The sequence below is a fragment of the Streptomyces sp. NPDC055239 genome (assembly GCF_053606205.1).
In genome coordinates, this window is record NZ_JBSGRD010000021.1 from 50,998 (window position 1) to 71,212 (window position 20,215).

The following is a 20,215-nucleotide window of genomic DNA, read 5'->3' on the forward strand; positions in this document are numbered from 1 at the left end:
TCTCAACTCCAGGGAGTGTTCGTGCAAGTCGGTGGCCGGGGGGAGCGGGCGGGTCAGGAGATGCCGAACTCCTTGCCGAGCAGGTCGAACACCTCGTCGTCCGTTGCGGCTTCCAGGTCGTCGGACTCCTGCGCGGCGGCGTCGGCACGGCTGTCGCGCCACACGGCGAGGAGCGCCGAAAGACGGGCGCCGACCCGGTCGCCCTCGTCGTCGCCGGGCTTGATCGAGGCGAGGCCCGCCTCGATGCGGCTCAGCTCGGCGAGCAGCGGTGCCACCCCGTCGGGTTCGTCGATGACGAGCGCGTCCTCGATGTGGCCGACCAGGTCGAGCGCGGTCGGGTAGTCGAAGATCGCGGTGGCGGGCAGGCGCAGGCCGGTGGCGGCGCCGAGGCGGTTGCGCAGCTCGACCGCGGTCAGCGAGTCGAAGCCGAGCTCGGTGAACGCGCGCCGCTCGTCGACCGCTCCGGCGCCGGGGAGCGCGAGGACGGCCGCGACGTGCGTGCACACCACGTCCATCAGGGCGGACGTCCGCTCGGACGGCGGCAGCGCCGCGAGCCGGTCCCGCAGCGCGGCGGCGGGGTCGACCCCGGTGTCCGCCGCCCTGCGAGCCGTCGTGCGCACAAGGCCGCTGAACACCGGCGGTATCACCGGGAGTTCCCGTACGGCCCGCAGGTCGAGCCGCATCGGTACGACGACGGGGGCATCGCCCAGTGCCGCCGCGTCGAACAGCTCCATGCCCTCATCGGCGGACAGGCCCGCGGCGCCGCCCTCGGCCATCCGGGCGCCCATGCCGTCGTCCCCGGCCCACAGGCCCCACGCCAGCGAGGTCGCGGGCAGGCCCTGCGCTCGCCGGTGCTGGGCGAGCGCGTCGAGGAACGCGTTGGCCGCGGAGTAGTTGGCCTGGCCGGGGTTGCCCAGCGTGCCCGCCGCGGACGAGAACAGCACGAACGCGGAGAGGTCCAGGTCCCGGGTGAGCTCGTGCAGATTCAGCGCAGCGTCGACCTTCGGCCGGAACACCGTGTCGATCCGCTCAGGCGTCTGCGACCCGATCACACCGTCGTCCAGGACACCCGCCACGTGCACGACGGCCGTCACGGGGTGCTCGGCGAGCAGCGCCGCCACCGCGTCGCGGTCCGCCACGTCACAAGCGGCGGGGACGACTTCAGCGCCCAGCGCCTCCAACTCACCGCGCAATGAGCCTACTTGCCCGCGCCTGCTGGCGAGCACCAGCTGTCGCACCCCGTGTCGTACGACCAGTTGCCGCGCCACGAGGCCGCCGAGCATCCCGCTCGCACCGGTCACGAGGACAGGACCAGAACCGAAGCCCGCCCCCTCCTCCACTGCGGGACGGGCCCGTACGAGCCTCGGCACGAACGTCTCGCCGGCGCGTACGGCCAGCTCGGGTTCCGCGCCCACGACAGCCGGCTTCCAGCTGTCCTCGTCGTCGACGTCCACCAGGACGAAGCGGTCCGGGTTCTCCGCCTGCGCCGTCCGCAGCAGACCCCACACCGCGGCCGATGCCAGGTCCTCGACATCGCCCTCGGCGCCCACCGCCACGGCGCCGCTGGTCACGAGCACGAGACGCGACGCCTCGCAGCGGTCGTCGGCCAGCCAGCCCTGCACCAGTTCGAGCGCGGTGTGCACCTGACGGCGCACCACGCCCGCGTCCGTGTCCGCGTCACCGGACCGCGCGCACCTCACCACCACGTTCTCCGGCAGCGACTCGCCCGCGTCGAGCGCCGATCGCACGGCGCCCCAGTCCGCGAACTCCGCCACCGAACCGGCACTTCCGGACGCCACCGCAGCGGCCACCCAGTCGAGCCGGAACAGCGACTCGTGCCCGCGTGCCGTCTCCAGCGAACCCGGCGACACCGCGCGAAGGACCAGCGAGTCCACGGTCGCGACCGGGGCGCCGGAGCCGTCGGCGACGGCCAGGGCCACCGCGTCAGGTCCGACCGCGCTCACCCGCACCCGCAGCGTCGTCGCGCCCTCGGCGTGCAGACGTACCCCCGTCCACGCGAACGGCAGCCGTCCGTGCTCGACCGGGGGCAGCACGCCGAACGCCACCGTGTGCAGCACCGCGTCGAGGAGTGCCGGGTGCACGCCGAACCCGGCGACAGCGGTGTCCTGCGGCAGTGCGACCTCGGCGAACACCTCGTCGCCCTTGCGCCACACCGACCTCAGGCCCTGGAACACCGGACCGTAGGCGAAGCCGCCGTCAGCCATTCCGTCGTAGAAACCGTCGAGGTCCACGGTCTCCGCGCCCGTCGGCGGCCATTCGCCGAGGTCGGCGGGAGCACCGCCGTCACCGGCGAGGAAACCGCTCGCGTGCCGGGCCCACGGCAGGTCGCCGCGCTCGTCCCTGGCGTGGACCGCGACCGGGCGCCGTCCTGACGCGTCCGGCGCGCCGACCCGTACCTGGACCTGCACACCGCCGTGCTCGGGAAGCACCAGCGGCGTCTCAAGGGTCAGCTCCTCCACCGAGGTGCAACCGACCTGGTCACCAGCGCGTACCGCAAGCTCGACGAACGCCGTGCCGGGCAGCAGGACCGACCCCATGATCTCGTGCTCGGCGAGCCACGGATGCGTCCGCAGCGACAGCCTGCCCGTGAACAGGACGGTGTCCTCGTCCGCCAGCGCGACCGCGGTGCCGAGCAGCGGGTGGTCGGCGGATCCGAGCCCGAGGCCGCTCGCGTCGGTGGCGGGCCGCACGCTCGTGTCGGGCCAGAACCGCTGGTACTGGAAGGCGTACGTCGGCAGCTCGACGCCGTAGCCGCTGCCCTCGAAGTACGCGGCCCAGTCGACGTGCACGCCTCGCACGTGGAGTTCGGCGAGCGCCGTCATGACGGCGCCGCCCTCCGCACGGTCGCCGCGCAGCACCGGTACGAAGGCCGCGTCCGGCAGGGACTCCTGCCCGAGGGCCGAAAGGACGCCACCGGGGCCGATCTCGACGAGGACGTCCGCGCCCATGTCGGCCACGGCGTCGGCGAACCGCACGGACTCGCGCACGTGCCGCACCCAGTACTCGGCCGAACCCAGCTCCTGGGCGGAGGCGGAACTGCCCGTCAGTGTGGACACGATCGGGATGGTGGGTGCCGCGTAGGACACCTCGTCCAGTACCCGGCGGAAGTCGTCGAGCATCGGCTCCATGAGCGGCGAGTGGAACGCGTGGCTGACCTTCAGGCGAGACACCTTCCGGCCCGCCTCGCGCCACCGCTCGGCGACCGCCTCGACATCAGCGGTGATCCCTGAGACGACCACCGAGGTGGGGCCGTTGACCGCGGCGACACCGACGCTCTCCGGGAGATCCGCGGCGACCTCGTCTTCGGTCGCCTGGATCGCCACCATGGCGCCGCCCTCGGGGAGCGCCTGCATCAGCGCACCGCGCGCCGACACCACCTTCACGGCGTCGGCCAGCGACCAGACACCGGAGAGGTGCGCGGCGGCCAACTCGCCGATCGAGTGGCCTGCCAGCACGTCCGGCCGGATGTTCCACGACTCGAGGAGGCGGAACAGCGCGACCTCGACCGCGAACAGCGCGGGCTGGGTCACCCCGGTCTCGTTCAGTGCGTCGGCATCCTCACCGAACAACACCTCACGCACCCGCGGGTCAAACGCGCCAAGGACCTCGTCCAGGGCCGCGGCGAACACCGGGAAACGGGCAGCGAGTTCGCGCCCCATGCCGAGCCGCTGCGAACCCTGACCCGAGAACAGGAAACCGACCCGGTGCTCATCGGTGACACCCTGTACGACTCCGCTGCCAGGCCGCCCCTCGACGGCGTCGGTGAGCCCGGCCGTCAGGTCGGCCACGTCACGGCCGACGACGGCGAGTCGGTGCTCGAACCCGGACCGCGAGGTCGCGAGCGCGCGGGCGACCTCCGTCGGGTCGGCGTCGGGCCTCGCGGTCAAGTGGTCGCGCAGTCGGGCCACTTGGTCGCGCAGGGCGCTCTCGGTGCGGCCTGAAAGGAGCCACGGACCGGCCGGTGCCTCGGGGGTCTCGGAGGCCTGCGGCATGTCGACGTCCGACGGGGACTCGATGATGACGTGCGCGTTGGTGCCGCTGAAGCCGAAGGAGGACACTCCCGCCCGTCGGGGCCTGTCCGCCTCAGGCCACGGCATGGCCTCGGTCAGCAGTTCCACGGCGCCCGCGGACCAGTCGATGTGCGGCGAGGGCTCGCCGACGTGCAGCGTCTTCGGCAGTACGCCGTGCCGCAGCGACATCACCGTCTTGATGACGCCGCCCACGCCCGCGGCGGCCTGGGTGTGGCCGATGTTGGACTTCAGCGAGCCCAGCCGGAGGGGCTCACCGACACGGTCCCGCCCGTAGGTGGCGAGCAGCGCCTGTGCCTCGATCGGGTCGCCGAGGGTGGTGCCGGTGCCGTGTGCCTCGACCGCGTCCACGTCGGACGGGTTCAGGCCCGCGCTCGCAAGCGCCTGGCGGATGACCCGCTGCTGCGAAGGACCGTTCGGAGCGGTGAGTCCGTTGGACGCGCCGTCCTGGTTGATCGCCGAGCCACTGACCACCGCGAGCACCGGGTGGCCGTTGCTCCGGGCGTCCGAGAGACGTTCCAGTACGAGCATGCCGACGCCCTCGCCCCAGCCGGTGCCGTCGGCATCGGCGGAGAACGACTTGCACCGGCCGTCGGCGGACAGGCCCTGCTGGCGGCTGAAGTCGACGAACGCGCCGGGCGTCGCCATGACGGTGGCGCCGCCCGCGAGCGCGAGCGAGCACTCCCCCGACCGCAGTGCCTGCGCCGCCAGGTGCAGCGCGACGAGCGACGACGAGCACGCCGTGTCCACGGTCATCGCGGGGCCTTCGAGGCCGAACGTGTAGGACACGCGGCCGGATGCCACGCTGCCCGCGTTGCCCGTACCGAGGAAGCCCTCGCTGCTCTTCGACACGCCGTGCAGCTGGGAGGCGTAGTCGTGGTACATGATGCCCGCGAACACGCCGGTCGAGCTGCCACGCAGCGACCTGGGGTCGATGCCGGCGCGCTCGAAGGCCTCCCAGGAGGTCTCCAGGAGCAACCGCTGCTGCGGGTCCATGGCAAGCGCCTCGCGGGGCGAGATCCCGAAGAACGTCGGGTCGAACAGGTCGGCGTCGTGCAGGAAGCCGCCCTCACGCGTGTAGGAGCTGCCGTCCCTTTCGCCGGACGGATCGTAGAGGGCCTCCATGTCCCAGCCGCGCTCGGTCGGGAAAGGCGTGATGCCGTCGGCGCCGTCGAAGACCAGTCGCCACAGGTCTTCCGGCGTGCGGACTCCACCGGGGTAGCGGCAGCTCATTCCGACGATCGCGATCGGCTCGTCGGTCGGGGCGACCACCATGGTGGTGGGTGCCGCGGCTACGGGGGCGCCCGCGAACTCCGTGCCGATGAACCCGGCGAGTGCCGCCGGGGTCGGGTAGTCGAAGACCAGCGTGGCGGGCAGTCGCAGGCCCGTGGCCAGGTTGAGCCGGTTGCGCAGGTCGACGGCGGTCAGCGAGTCGAAGCCCAGCTCGGTGAATGCCTGGCCGAGCGAGACCGCCTCGGGACCGGCGTGGCCGAGCACCGCGGAGGCCTGGGTGCGGACGAGGTCGAGGAGCACCCGCTCGCGTTCGTCGTCGGCCAGCGACGCGAGGCGGTCGCGGAGCGCCGCTGCGGGGTCGCCTCCGCTCTCCGCCGCCCTGCGGGTCGTCGTGCGCACCAGGCCGCTGAACACCGGTGGTATCGCCGGTAGTTCCCGTACGGCCCGCAGGTCGAGCCGCATCGGTACGACGACCGGGTCGGTCCCGAAGACCGCGGCGTCGAACAGCGCGACGCCCTCCTCGGCGGACAGGCCGGTCGAGGCGGACTGTGCCACCTTGGCGCCCATGCCGTCGGCCCACAGGCCCCAGGCGAGGGAGGTCGCGGGCAGGCCCTGGGCGCGCCTGCGCCGGGCAAGGCCGTCGAGGAACGCGTTGGCCGCCGAGTAGTTGCCCTGACCGGTCGCGCCCAGGGTGCCCGCCACCGAGGAGAACAGCACGAACGCCGTCAGGTCCAGGTTCAGGTCGCGGGTCAGTTCGTGCAGGTGGTTCGCCGCGTCGACCTTGGGCCGGAACACGGTGTCGACCTGGTCCGGGGTCAGCGAGCCGATGGTGGCGTCGTCGAGCACACCGGCGGTGTGCACGACGGCGGTCACGGGGTGCTCGGCGAGGAGCGCGGCCAGCGCGTCCCGGTCCGCGACGTCGCACGCCGCGAACGTCACGTCGGCGCCCTGCGCGAGCAGTTCGGCACGCAGTTCATCGGCGCCTTCCGCCGTCGCCCCGCGCCTGCTCGCCAGTACCAGACGTCCGACGCCGTGGCTGCCGACGAGGTGCCGGGCGACGAGACTGCCGAGCGCGCCCGACGCGCCGGTCACCAGGACCGAGCTGTCGGGGCCGAACGCCGGTTCGGTCTCGGCCACTTCCGGTCGCACCCGCGCCAGACGGGCCACGAACACCCGCCCGTCCCGCACGACGGCCTGGGGTTCGCCGGTCGCGAGCGCCGGCCGCCAGCCGTCCTCGTCGTCGACATCTACGAGGACGAAGCGATCCGGGTCCTCCAACTGGGCGGACCGCACCAGACCCCACACCGCGGCCGACGCCAGGTCCGCCACGTCGTCCTCGGCACCCACGGCGACAGCGCCACGTGTCACGAGGACCAGTCGCGACGCCAGGCACCGGTCATCGGCCAGCCAGCCCTGCACCAGCTCAAGGGCACTCAGCGTCCGAGCGCGTACGCCGTCCACGTCGTCGGAGTCCGCGCACCGCACCACGACGTTCTCCGTCAGCGACTCGCCCGCGTCGAGGGCCGATCGCACGGCCGCCCAGTCCGCGAACTCCGCCACCGGACCGGCGTTCCCTGCCGACACGGCGGCGGGCACCCAGTCCAGGCGGAACAGCGAATCCAGGCCCTGCCGCGACAGCGTCGCCGCCGTCACCGGCCGCAGTACCAGCGACTCGATCGTGGCCACCGGAGCGCCGGAGCCGTCAGCGACCGCCAACGACACCCCGTCCGCCCCGGCGGGCGCCAACCGCACCCGCAGTACCGTCGCGCCCGAGGCGTGCAGTCGTACACCCGACCACGAGAACGGCAGCTTGCCGGGACCGTCCGCCTCGCCCATCAGGCCGATGGCGTGCAGCGAGGCGTCGAGGAGCGCCGGATGGAGACCGAAGCCGTCCACCCCCGCACCGTCCGGAAGCGCGACCTCGGCGAACACCTCGTCGCCCTTGCGCCACGCGGCCCGCAGACCCTGGAACACCGGTCCGTAGCCGAAACCGCCGTCGGCCATACGGTCGTAGAGACCGTCGAGGTCCACGGCCTCGGCCCCGGCCGGCGGCCAGGCGCCGACGTCGGCCGACGGCACCTCGGTGCTGCTCACGAGCGCACCGCTCGCATGCCGCACCCACAGGTCACCGCCGTCGTCCCGCGCGTGCACCGTCACCGCACGCCGACCGGACTCGTCCAACACGCCGACCTGCACCTGCACCCGTACGCCACCGCGCTCGGGCACCACCAACGGCGCCTCAAGCGTCAGCTCCTCCACCAGGTCGCACCCGACCTGATCACCGGCGCGCACCGCAAGCTCGAGGAACGCCGTGCCGGGCAGCAGGATCGAGCCCTGGATCACGTGATCGGCCAGCCACGGGTGGGTCGCCACCGACAACCGGCCGGTGAAGATCTGCCCGTCCGAGTCTGCCGTGTCGACGAACGCGCCGAGCAGCGGGTGACCGGCCGAGCCGAGCCCCGCGGCGTCCAGGTCTCCTGCCGACACCCCGGCGTCCAGCCAGTAGCTCTGGTGCTGGAACGCGTACGTGGGCAGGTCGACGCGGTGTGCGCCGCGACCGGCGAAGAAGGCTTCCCAGTCCACCCGTGCGCCCCACGTGCCCAGTTGGGCCACAGCGGAGACCAGCGCGGGCTCCTCCGGGCGGTCGTTGCGCAGCACCGGCACGAACCCGGCCTCCGGAGCCGAATCCTGGCCAAGGGCGGAGAGCGTCCCGCCCGGGCCGATCTCGACGAAGGTCGCCATGCCCTCGTCCACGAGCGTGCCGACGGCGTCGGCGAACCGCACGGACTCACGCACGTGCCGCACCCAGTACTCCGGCGAGGTCAGCTCCTCGGCGGACGCGCGGACGCCGGTCAGCGTCGACACGATCGGGAGCGCGGGAGCCTCGTACGAGACGCCCTCAAGGACCTGGCGGAACTCGTCGAGCATCGGCTCCATGAGCGGGGAGTGGAACGCGTGGCTCACGCGGAGGCGGGTGACCTTGCGGCCCGCCTCGCGCCACCGCTCGGCAACCGTCTCCACGTCAGCGGTGATGCCTGAGACGACCACCGAGGTGGGGCCGTTGACCGCAGCGATACCGACGGTCTCCGGCAGATCCGCGGCGACCTCGTCTTCGGACGCCTGAATCGCGACCATCGCGCCACCGGACGGCAGCGCCTGCATCAGCGCACCCCGCGCCGACACCACCTTCACGGCGTCGGTAAGCGACCAGACACCAGCCACGTGGGCCGCTGCCAACTCGCCGATCGAGTGGCCCGCCAGCATGTCGGGGCGCACACCCCACGACTCGAGGAGACGGAACAGCGCCACCTCGACTGCGAACAGCGCGGGCTGCGTCACCCCGGTCTCGTTCAGAGCGTCGGCATCCTCACCGAACAACACCTCACGCACCTGCGGGTCGAACGCGCCAAGGACCTCGTCCAGGGCCGCGGCGAACACCGGGAAACGGGCAGCCAGTTCGCGGCCCATGCCCAGCCGCTGCGAACCCTGACCCGAGAACAGGAAGCCCACACCGCCCACGGCGACGGACCCGGCGACCAGTCCGGGGAACGGCCGTCCCTCGGCCAGTGCGGTGAGCCCGTCGAGGAGCGTCGCGCGATCGTCGCCCACGACAACGGCCCTGTGGTCGAAGGCCGATCGCGTCGTCGCCAACGAGTAGCCGACGTCAAGCGCACCCGCTCCCGGCTGGTTCGTGACGTACTCTCCCGCGATCTGCTCGCCCGTGACGTGCTCGCGCAGCCGGATCGCCTGCTCGCGCAGCGCCTCCGGGCTCCGTGCGGACAGCACCCACGGCAGGACGCCGTCGGTCGGAGCGCCGCCGACCGGGGCGCCGCTGGCCGGGGCCGGACGGCGGTCCTCGCTCGGCACGTGCTCGATGATGGTGTGCGCGTTCGTCCCGCTCACGCCGAACGACGACACAGCGGCCCGGCGCAGGCGGCCGGTCTCCGGCCACGGCTGCGCCTCGGTCAGGAGCTCGACGTCGCCCGCGGACCAGTCCACGTTCGTTGAGGGCTCGCCGACGTGCAGGGACTGCGGCAGCACACCTTCCCGCATCGCCATGACCATCTTGATCACACCCGCGACACCTGCGGCGGCCTGCGTGTGGCCGATGTTCGACTTGATCGAGCCGAGCCACAGGGGCTCGCCGGTGCGGTCCTGGCCGTAGGTGGCAAGGAGGGCCTGGGCCTCGATGGGGTCACCGAGTGTGGTGCCGGTGCCGTGCGCCTCGACCGCGTCCACGTCGGACGGGGTCAGGCCCGCGCTCGCGAGCGCCTGTCGCATGACGCGCTGCTGCGACGGGCCGTTGGGCGCGGTGAGACCGTTGGACGCACCGTCCTGGTTCACCGCGGAACCACGGATGACGGCAAGGACGGGGTGTCCGTTGCGGCGGGCGTCCGAGAGCCTCTCCACGAGGAGCATGCCGACGCCCTCGCCCCAGCCGGTCCCGTCGGCGTCGTCGGAGAACGACTTGCAGCGGCCGTCGGCGGACAGGCCGCGCTGGCGGCTGAAGTCGACGAACGTGCTGGCGGTGGCCATCACGGCGACGCCACCGGCGAGCGCCATCGAGCACTCCCCCTGGCGCAGCGCCTGGATGGCCCAGTGCAGGGCCACGAGGGACGAGGAGCACGCGGTGTCGACGGTGACGGCCGGACCCTCAAGGCCCAGTGCGTAGGCGACGCGGCCGGAGGCGACGCTGCCTGCCCCGCCGGTGCCGAGGTAGCCCTCGACGTCCTCCGAGACGGAACGCAGCCGGGCCACGTAGTCGTGGTACATCACACCCGCGAACACGCCGGTCGCGCTGCCCCGCGCCGTCTCCGGGGCGATACCGGCGCGCTCGAAGGCCTCCCAGGAGGTCTCCAGGAGCAGTCGCTGCTGCGGGTCCATCGCGAGGGCCTCGCGGGGCGAGATCCCGAAGAACGTCGGGTCGAACAGGTCGGCGTCGTGCAGGAAGCCGCCCTCGCGGGTGTACGAGGTCCCGATGTGCTCGGGGTCCGGGTTGTACAGCGCGTCCAGGTCCCAGCCGCGGTTGACGGGGAACTCGCTGATGGCGTCGTCACCGTTGAGGACGAGTCGCCACAGGTCCTCGGGCGATTCGACCCCTCCGGGGTAGCGGCAGCTCATGCCGACGATCGCGATCGGCTCGTCGGTCACGGCGCCGGTCTTGCGGGTGGGCGCCACGACGACGGGCACGCCCGCGATTTCGGTGCCGATGAACGCGGCGAGAGCGGCCGGGTTCGGGTGGTCGAAGACCAGCGTGGCGGGCAGGCGCAGCTCGGTGGCCGCGTTGAGGTGGTTGCGCAGTTCGACGGAGCTGAGCGAGTCGAAGCCCAGTTCCTGGAAGGCGCGGCCGGGTGCGACGGCATGCGCCGAGCTGTGGCCGAGCACAGCGGCGGCGGTGGTACGGACGAGGTCGAGCAGTGCCTTCTCGCGCTCGGCCTCGGTCATGCCGGCAAGGGACTGCGCGAGGGCGGTCCTGGCTGCGGCGGGGTCGACGGTCCTGCGCGCGGTGCCGCGCACCAGGCCGCGCAGGAGGTGCGGTACGGGATGGGAGCGGGCCTGCTTCTGCAGCACCGACAGGTCCAGGGGAACCGGCGCGAGGAGCGCGCGCCCCGTGGAGGTCGCCGCGTCGAACAGCGCAAGACCCTGGGCCGCGTCGATCGGGATCGCGCCGCCGCTGGTGATCCGCCGTACGTCGGCCTCGTCGAGGCTGCCCGCCATGCCGCCGCCCGAGGCCCACAGGCCCCAGGCGAGCGAGGTCGCGGCGAGACCGGCCGCGCGGCGGTGCTGGGCGAGCCCGTCCAGGAACGCGTTCGCCGCCGCGTAGTTGCCCTGCCCCGCGCCACCGAACACACCGGCGGCGGACGAGAACAGCACGAACGCGGACAGTTCCAGGTCGCGGGTCAGGTCGTGGAGGTGCCAGGCCGCGTCGACCTTGGGGCGGAACACCCCGTCGATCCGCTCGGGGGTGAGGGAGCCGATGGTGCCGTCGTCCAGCACGCCCGCCGTGTGGACGACTGCGGAGATCTCGTGCTCGGCAAGGAGAGCCTGGAGGGACTCGCGGTCGGCCACGTCGCAGGCCGCGTACGTCACCTCGGCGCCCTGCGCGACCAGTTCGGCGCGCAGCTCTTCCGCGCCCTCGGCGGTGGCACCGCGCCTGCTCACCAGCAGCAGGTTGCGCACGCCCCGCTCGGCCACCAAGTGCCGGGCGACGAGGCCGCCGAGCGTGCCGGTCGCGCCGGTGAGCAGCACCGCACCCGAACCAAAGCCCGGCTCGTCCACCACGGACCGGCGGGCCCTGGCCAGGCGCGGCGCACTGACAGCACCCGCACGCACCGCCAACTGCGGCTCACCCGTGGCCAGCGCCGACGTCAGCACGTCCAGCGAGGCCGTCTCCTCATCGAGGTCGACCAGCACGATCCGGTCCGGGTTCTCCGACTGGGCGGAGCGCACCAGGCCCCACACCGCTGCCTGAGCGACATCTCGTACGTCGTCATCGTCGGTGGCGCCGATCGCGCCATTGGTCGCGATGACCAGACGCGATGCGTCGAACCGCTCGTCATTGAGCCAGGACTGGACCGTGTTCAGCGCCCAGTGCGCCGCCTCGTGCGCACCGGCCACCGGATCGGACCCGGAAGTGACCGGGCACGGCAGAACGGCGAAGTCAGGCAGTTCCGCCGCGTCCGCGAGCGCCTCCAGGTCGGTCCACTCGACCGTCGGTACATCTGCCGGTACGTCGCTGTGGGACAGGGGTACCGACACCCAGTCGACGCCGAACAGCGCGTCATCCCGGTCGTCACCGGCGCCCTGGACCGGTGCGGCCGGGCGCAGCACCAGCGAGTCGACCGTGGCCACCGGAGCACCGGAGCCGTCAGCGACCGTCAGCGCCACTCCGTCAGCACCGGTAGGTGCCAGTCGGACCCGCAGCGCCGTCGCACCCGAGGCATGCAGTCGCACGCCCGACCATGCGAACGGCAGCTTGCCGGGAGCGTCGGCCTCGCCCATAAGGCCGATGGCTTGCAGCGTCGCGTCCAGCAGCGCCGGGTGCAGGCCAAAACCGTCAGCCTTCACACCGTCCGGCAGCTCGACCTCGGCGAACATCTCGTCCCCGCTGCGCCAGGCCGAACGCAGACCCTGGAACGCCGGTCCGTAGCCGAAGCCGCCCGCGACCATGCGGTCGTAGTAGCCGTCCAGGTCCACGGCCTCCGCGCCTGCGGGCGGCCACTCGACCAGCGAGGCCCCGACGGAGCGATCTGCCGCCCCCAGCACGCCGGTGGCGTGGCGGGTCCACGAACGGCCGTCGTCGGTGTCACCGGGGCTGGAGTGGAAGCTCAGCTCGCGCCTGCCGGACGAGTCCTCGGCGCCGACCCACACCTGCACCCGCACGGACCCGTTCTCGGGCAGGACGAGCGGCGCCTCCAGCGTCAACTCCTCCACCAGGTCGCACCCGACCTGGTCACCCGCCCGCACCGCCAGCTCGACGAACGCCGTACCGGGCAGCAGCACCGAGCCCAAGATCTCGTGATCGGCCAGCCACGGGTGGGTCTGGACCGACAGCCGGCCGGTCAGCAGCACGCCGTCCGTGCCGCCGAGGGTGACGGTGGCGCCGAGGAGCGGGTGCTCTGCGGCACCGAGCCCGGCCGCCGCGACGTTTCCGATGATCGGCTGTACGTCGGGCCAGAAGCGCTCGCGCTGGAAGGCGTACGTCGGCAGGTCCGCCCACCGTGCACGGTGACCGGCGAAGAACACGTCCCAGTCCACCCGCACACCGCGCACGTGGAGTTGGCCTGCGGCGGTCGTAGCGGCCACCGCCTCCGGGCGGTCGTTGCGCAGGACCGGCACGAACCCGGCCTCCGGAGCCGACTGCTGGCCCAGGGCGGACAGCGTCCCGCCCGGGCCGACCTCAATGAACGTGCCCACGCCCTCGGCGACGAGCGTGGTCACGGCGTCGGCGAACCGCACCGACTCGCGCACGTGCCGCACCCAGTACTCCGGCGACGTCAGCTCATCGGCCGTAGCCCGCTCACCGGTCAGCGTCGACACGATCGGAAGCGCGGGCTCCTCGTAGGACACCTCTTCCAGCGCCTGACGGAAGTCGTCGAGCATCGGCTCCATGAGCGGCGAGTGGAACGCGTGGCTGACCTTCAGGCGAGTCACCTTCCGGCCTGCCTCGCGCCAGCGCTCCGCGACCGTCTCCACGTCGATGTCGACACCGGAAACGACCACTGAGGTGGGGCCGTTGACCGCAGCAATGCCCACGGTCTCCGGCAGATCCGCGGCGACCTCGTCTTCGGACGCCTGAATCGCGACCATCGCGCCACCGGACGGCAGCGCCTGCATCAGCGCACCCCGCGCCGACACCACCTTGACGGCGTCGGTAAGCGACCAGACACCAGCCACGTGGGCCGCTGCCAACTCGCCGATCGAGTGGCCCGCCAGCATGTCGGGGCGCACACCCCACGACTCGAGGAGACGGAAGAGCGCCACCTCGACCGCGAACAGCGCGGGCTGCGTCACCCCCGTCTCGTTCAGCGCGTCGGCATCCTCACCGAACAACACCTCACGCACCAGCGGGTCGAACGCGCCAAGAACCTCATCCAGGGCCTCAGCGAACACCGGGAAACGGGCGGCAAGTTCACGACCCATGCCGAGCCGCTGCGAACCCTGACCCGAGAAGAGGAATCCCAACCGGCCGGGCTCATCGGCCGCCCCTGCGACCACCGCGCCGGTCGTCCGGCCCTCGGCCACAGCCTCCAGAGCGGTCAGCAGCTCCGACCGGTCCGCACCGACCACCACGGCGCGGTGCTCGAGCACCGCACGCGAGGACACCAGTGCACGGCCCACGTCCGCCACGGTCAGCTCGGGAGTCGCGTCCGCGAAGGACTTGAGCCGTGCCGCCTGCTCGCGCAGCGCCTCAGCACTCCGCGCCGAAAGCACCCACGGCACAAGGCCGCTGTCACGTACCGGCGCAGGAGCTTCCTCCTGCTCGATCGCGGGAGCCTGCTCGATGATGGTGTGCGCGTTGGTGCCGCTGAATCCGAACGACGACACACCCGCCCGCCACGGCCGGTCCGCTGCGGGCCACTCACGCTCGTCAGTGAGCAGTTCCACCGCACCTGCGGACCAGTCGACGTGGGGCGACGGCTCGTCCACGTGCAGGGTCTTGGGCAGTACGCCGTGTCGCATCGCCATGACCATCTTGATCACGCCTGCCACGCCCGCGGCGGCCTGCGTGTGACCGAGGTTCGACTTGATCGAGCCGAGCCACAGCGGCCGGTCGGCGGGCCTGTCCTGGCCGTAGGTGGCGAGGAGCGCCTGGGCCTCGATCGGGTCGCCCAGCTTGGTGCCCGTGCCGTGCGCCTCGACCACATCGACATCGGACGACGTGAGGCCCGCACTCGCGAGCGCCTGGCGGATCACCCGCTGCTGCGAGGGACCGTTCGGCGCGGTCAGGCCATTGGACGCGCCATCCTGGTTGACGGCGGATCCCTTCACGACGGCGAGGACTTGGTGTCCGTTGCGCTGAGCGTCCGAAAGGCGCTCGACGAACAGCATGCCGACGCCCTCACCCCAACCGGTGCCGTCAGCGCCGGCCGCGAACGCCTTGCACCGGCCGTCCACAGCGAGCCCGCGCTGGCGGCTGAACTCGACGAACGAGGTGGGCGTGGACATCACCGTCACACCACCCGCGAGGGCAAGTTCGCACTCACCCCGCTGCAGCGCCTGCACCGCCAGGTGCAGGGCGACCAGCGACGAGGAGCACGCCGTGTCCACCGTCACCGCAGGTCCCTCAAGACCGAAGGTGTACGACAGGCGTCCGGAGGCCACGCTGGCGGCGTTGCCGGTCGCCACGTAGCCGCCCATGTCGTCGGCAGCCGCGCCGAGCACCCAGCCGTAGTCCTGCATGTTCGATCCCACGAACACGCCGACGCGCTCACCGCGCAGCGAGTTCGGGTCGATACCGGCCCGCTCGAACGCCTCCCAGGAGGTTTCCAGGAGCAGTCGCTGCTGGGGGTCCATCGCAAGGGCCTCACGCGGCGAGATACCGAAGAACGCCGGGTCGAACGCGCCCACGTCCTCCAGGAACGCGCCCGAACGCGAATACGAGGTCCCCACTCCATCCGGGTCGGGGTCGTACAACGCCTCCAGGTCCCAACCACGATCGGTCGGGAACTCCGACACCGCGTCCCCACCCGACAGGACTACGTCCCACAGGTCCTCCGGGCTCGACACACCACCCGGGAAGCGGCACGTCATCGCCACGATCGCGATCGGCTCGTCGGTAGCGCTCGACACGGCCACGGACGTGGAGGCGGTGGGGACGACGCCGGAGAGTTCGGTGCGCAGGTAGGCGGCCAGTACGGCGGCGTTGGGGTAGTCGTAGACCAGCGTGGCGGGCAGCGCGACACCAGTGGCCTCACTCAGCCGGGCCCGCAGCTCCACCGCCGTCAGCGAGTCAAAACCCAGCTCCCGAAACGCACGAGACGCGGAGAAGGCGTCACCCGATACATGGCCCAGCACCGCGGCCGCCTCATAGCGGACCAGCTCCGTGAGCTGCCGCTCCTGCTCCGCTACGTCCAGACCGGCCAGGCGCTGCGCCAGCTCCGACATCCCACTGTTCGCCGACGTCGCCTCGAACGCAGCCCGCACCTGCGGCAGCTCACCCAGCAACGCACTCGGCCGCTGCGCCATGAACGTACCCGCGAACCGCTCCCAATCCACATCAGCCACGACGACATTCCCGTCGCCGTGCTCAAGGGCCGTGGCCAGGCCCGCGATCGCCACCGCCGGAGCCATCGTCGGCAGCCCGCGACGCTTCAACTGCGCCGCCGCATCCCGACCGGCCCCCGCGACCATGCCGCCGCCACCCCACGGACCCCACGCCACCGCCGTCGCCGGCAGACCCGCCGCCCGACGGTGCTCAGCAAGCGAATCCAGATAGGCATTGGCCGCCGCATACGCACCCTGCCCACCACTGCCCCACACACCGGCAATGGAGGAGAACAGCACAAACGCATCCAACTGCCGCTCCCCCAGCAGCTCATGCAGATTCCGCGCGCCATCCGCCTTCGCCGACAACACCTCGGCGAACCCACCCAGATCAGCCGGATCAAGATCCGCAAGAACACCAGAACGCTCAACACCCGCCGCATGCACCACCGCAGTGAGCGACGGAATGCTCTCAAGGAGTTCGGCGACGGACTCCCTGTCCGTCATGTCGCAGGCGGCGAACGTCACGCGCGCGCCGAGATCGACGAGCTCGGACTCCAACTCCGCGGCTCCATCAGCGGCCTGTCCGCGACGGCTCACCAGGACGACGTGCTCGGCTCCGTGCCCAGCCAGCCAGCGCGACACGTGACCACCCAGGGCACCGAGTCCACCGGTCACCAGTACCGTGCCGCGCGGCGTCCAGCCTGCGCCGGGGGTGTCCGTGTTCATCGGCGCGGGCACCAGCCTGCGGCCGAGGATCCCGTTGCCGCGCAGGGCGAGTTGGTCCTCGCCGTTCGGTTCCGCGAGGACGGATGCGAGAAGGTCTCCGGTCGTCTCGTCCTGTGCTTCGGGCAGATCGATCAGGCCGCCCCAGCGGGCCGACTGCTCCAGCGCGGCCACCCGGCCAAGACCCCACACCATCGACTGCTCGAACCCGGCAACCACATCATCCGCACCCGCCGACACCGCACCCGACGTCACGCACCACAACGGCACATCCGACTCACCGAGCGCCTGCAACAGACCAACCGTGGCCGCCACACCCACAGGCACGGTTGAATCACCCGCATCCGCGAGTCCCAGCAGCGAAACCACACCGCTCAGAGCCGACACATCGGCCAGCTGCTCCGCCCAGTCAACCGATGCCGGGTCCACCTCCACGACACGCACGTCCGCACCATTGCGGACCAGCGCCTCACGAACCCACTCCGCACGGTCCTCGCCAGTCGGCGCGACAACCAGCCAGGCACCCTCCAGACGCCCAGACCCAGCCTCCACCGACCGCCACTCGACCCCATACCGCCAACCATCAACAGTCGAACGGCCCTGCTGCTCCTTACGCCACGCAGAAAGCCTCGGCAACACCGCACTCAACGGAGCATCCGACGCCACATCCAACGTACGAGCGAGATCGGCAATATCACCGTCCTCCACAACGCCCCAGAACTTCGCCTCCACCGGCGAAAGACGCTCGACATCCATGTCGACGGGGACAGCGTCCAGCCAGTAGCGCTCACGCTGGAAGGCGTACGTCGGCAGATCCACCCGCCGCGCGCCGCGACCGGCGAAGAACGCCTCCCAGTCCACTCGGACGCCGCGCACATGGAGCTGGCCTGCGGCGGTCGTGGCGGCCACCGCCTCCGGGCGGTCGTTGCGCAGCACCGGCACGAACCCGGCCTCCGGCGCAGACTGCTGGCCAAGGGCGGACAGTGTGCCGCCCGGGCCGACCTCGACGAACGTCGTCACATCGTCGTCAACGAGTGTGCTCACGGCGTCGGCGAACCGCACCGACTCGCGCACGTGCCGCACCCAGTACTCCGGCGACGACAACTCCTCGGCGGACGCGCGGACGCCGGTCAGCGTCGACACGATCGGGAGCGCCGGCGCCTCGTACGAAACGCCTTCAAGGACCTGGCGGAACTCGTCCAGCATCGGCTCCATCAACGGCGAGTGGAAGGCGTGACTGACCTTCAGGCGAGACACCTTCCGCCCGGCCCCACGCCACCGCTCCGCAACCGCCTCCGCATCAGCGGCGACACCCGATATGACCACCGAGTTCGGGCCGTTCACCGCAGCGATGCCCACCGTCTCCGGCAGATCCGCGGCGACCTCGGCCTCGGACGCCTGGATCGCGACCATCGCACCACCGGACGGCAGCGCCTGCATCAGCGCACCTCGCGCCGACACCACCTTCACGGCATCCGCCAGCGACCACACACCAGCCACGTGAGCCGCTGCCAGCTCACCGATCGAGTGACCGGCCAGGGCATCGGGCTGCACACCCCACGACTCAAGCAGGCGGAACAACGCCACCTCGACCGCGAACAGCGCAGGCTGCGTCACCCCGGTCTCGTTCAGGGCGTCGGCATCCTCACCGAACAACACCTCACGGACCTCAGGCCCGAACTCCGCAAGCACGGCGTCCAGAGCCTCGGCGAAGACCGGGAAACGGGCGGACAACTCACGCCCCATGCCCAGCCGCTGCGAACCCTGACCCGAGAACAGGAAACCCAGCCGACCGGGAGCGTCGGCAAGCCCCGTGACCGCGGCGCCCGTCGAGCGGCCCTCCGCCACGTCCGACAAGGCGGCCAGGAACTCCGACCGCTCACCGGCCACCACCACCGCACGGTGCTCGAGCACCGCCCGCGACGACACCAGCGCACGGCCCACGTCCGCCACCGGCAGATCCGACGCCTCGTCCACAAAGGACTTGAGCCGTACGGCCTGCTCCCGCAGCGCCTCGGCACTCCGCGCCGACAACACCCACGGCACAAGGCCGCCATCACCTACTGGTGCCGGAGCCTCCTGCTGCTCCACCACCGGAGCCTGCTCGACGATGACGTGCGCGTTCGTGCCACTCACACCGAACGACGACACGCCCGCCCGCCACGGCTGGCCGGTCTCCGGCCACGGACGCGACTCGGTCAGCAGCTGCACCGCACCGGCGGACCAGTCCACGTGCGTCGACGGCTCATCCACATGCAGCGTCTTCGGCAGCACGCCCTGCCGCATCGCCATGACCATCTTGATGACACCGGCGACTCCGGCGGCGGCCTGCGTGTGACCGATGTTCGACTTGATCGAGCCGAGCCACAGCGGCCGGTCGGCGGGCCGGTCCTGGCCGTAGGCCGTGAGGAGCGCCTGCGCCTCGATCGGGTCACCAAGCTTCGTACCCGTACCGTGCGCCTCGACCGCGTCCACCTGCGCCGCGGAGAGCCGTGCGCTCGCCAGGGCCTGGCGGATCACGCGCTGCTGGGAAGGGCCGTTCGGCGCGGTCAGACCGTTCGACGCGCCGTCCTGGTTCACCGCCGAGCCACGGATCACCGCGAGGACGGGGTGTCCGTTGCGCTCCGCGTCCGAGAGGCGCTCGAGCACGAGCAGGCCGACGCCCTCGCCCCAGCCGGTGCCGTCGGCGGCATCGGCGAACGCCTTGACGCGGCCGTCCGTGGCCAGGCCGCGCTGGCGGCTGAAGTCGATGAACACGCCCGGCGTCGACATCACGGTGACGCCGCCCGCGAGGGCGATCGGGCACTCGCCGTGCCGCAGTGCGTGCACCGCGAGGTGCATGGCGACAAGGGACGACGAGCATGCGGTGTCGATCGTCAGCGCGGGGCCTTCGAAACCGAAGGTGTAGGAAAGCCGGCCGGAGATGACGCTCGCCGCGTTTCCGGTGCCGAGGTAGCCCTCGTAGCCGTCCGGCGCTCCGGTCAGCAGGCGTGCCAAGTAGTCCTGGCCGTTGGTGCCGACGAAAACGCCCGACTTGCTGCCGCGGAGCGCGTGCGGGTCGATGCCCGCCCGCTCGAACGCCTCCCAGGAGGTTTCGAGGAGCAGCCGCTGCTGCGGGTCCATCGCGGCGGCCTCGCGCGGCGAGATACCGAAGAACGCCGGGTCGAAGTCCGGCACGTCGTGGATGAAGGCGCCCTCACGCGTGTAGCAGGTGCCCTGGCGGTCGGGGTCGTCGTCGAAGAGCGCTTCCAGGTCCCAGCCACGGTTGGTGGGGAACTCGGATACGGCGTCCTCGCCGTCCTGGAGAAGACGCCACAGGTCCTCCGGCGACCGGACGCCCCCGGGGAACCGGCAGCCCATGCCGACGATCGCGATCGGCTCGGCCTCGCGATCCTCGGCCTCGCGCAGCTTGCCGCGCGCCTCCTGGAGGTCCACGGAGGCTCGGCGGAGGTAGTCGAGGTACTTCTCCTCGTTGGACATGTCTTGGGACCCTTCAGGTG

The 20,215-nt window shown here is 71.8% G+C and carries 1 protein-coding gene; it reads right to left on the minus strand.

Going from position 1 to position 20,215, the window contains the following annotated elements; genetic code table 11:
• Positions 1-53: 53 nt before the first annotated feature.
• The gene (locus ACWFRJ_RS41705) at positions 54-20,195 is read right to left on the minus strand and encodes a type I polyketide synthase (RefSeq protein ID WP_453543797.1); all 20,142 of its coding nucleotides are present in this window, start codon (positions 20,193-20,195) and stop codon (positions 54-56) included.
• Positions 20,196-20,215: the final 20 nt, after the last annotated feature.

Coding starts and splice junctions, on each gene's coding strand:
- ACWFRJ_RS41705 (WP_453543797.1), bottom strand. CDS start 20,195: ATGTCCAACGAGGAGAAGTACCTCGACTACCTCCGCCGAGCCTCCGTG.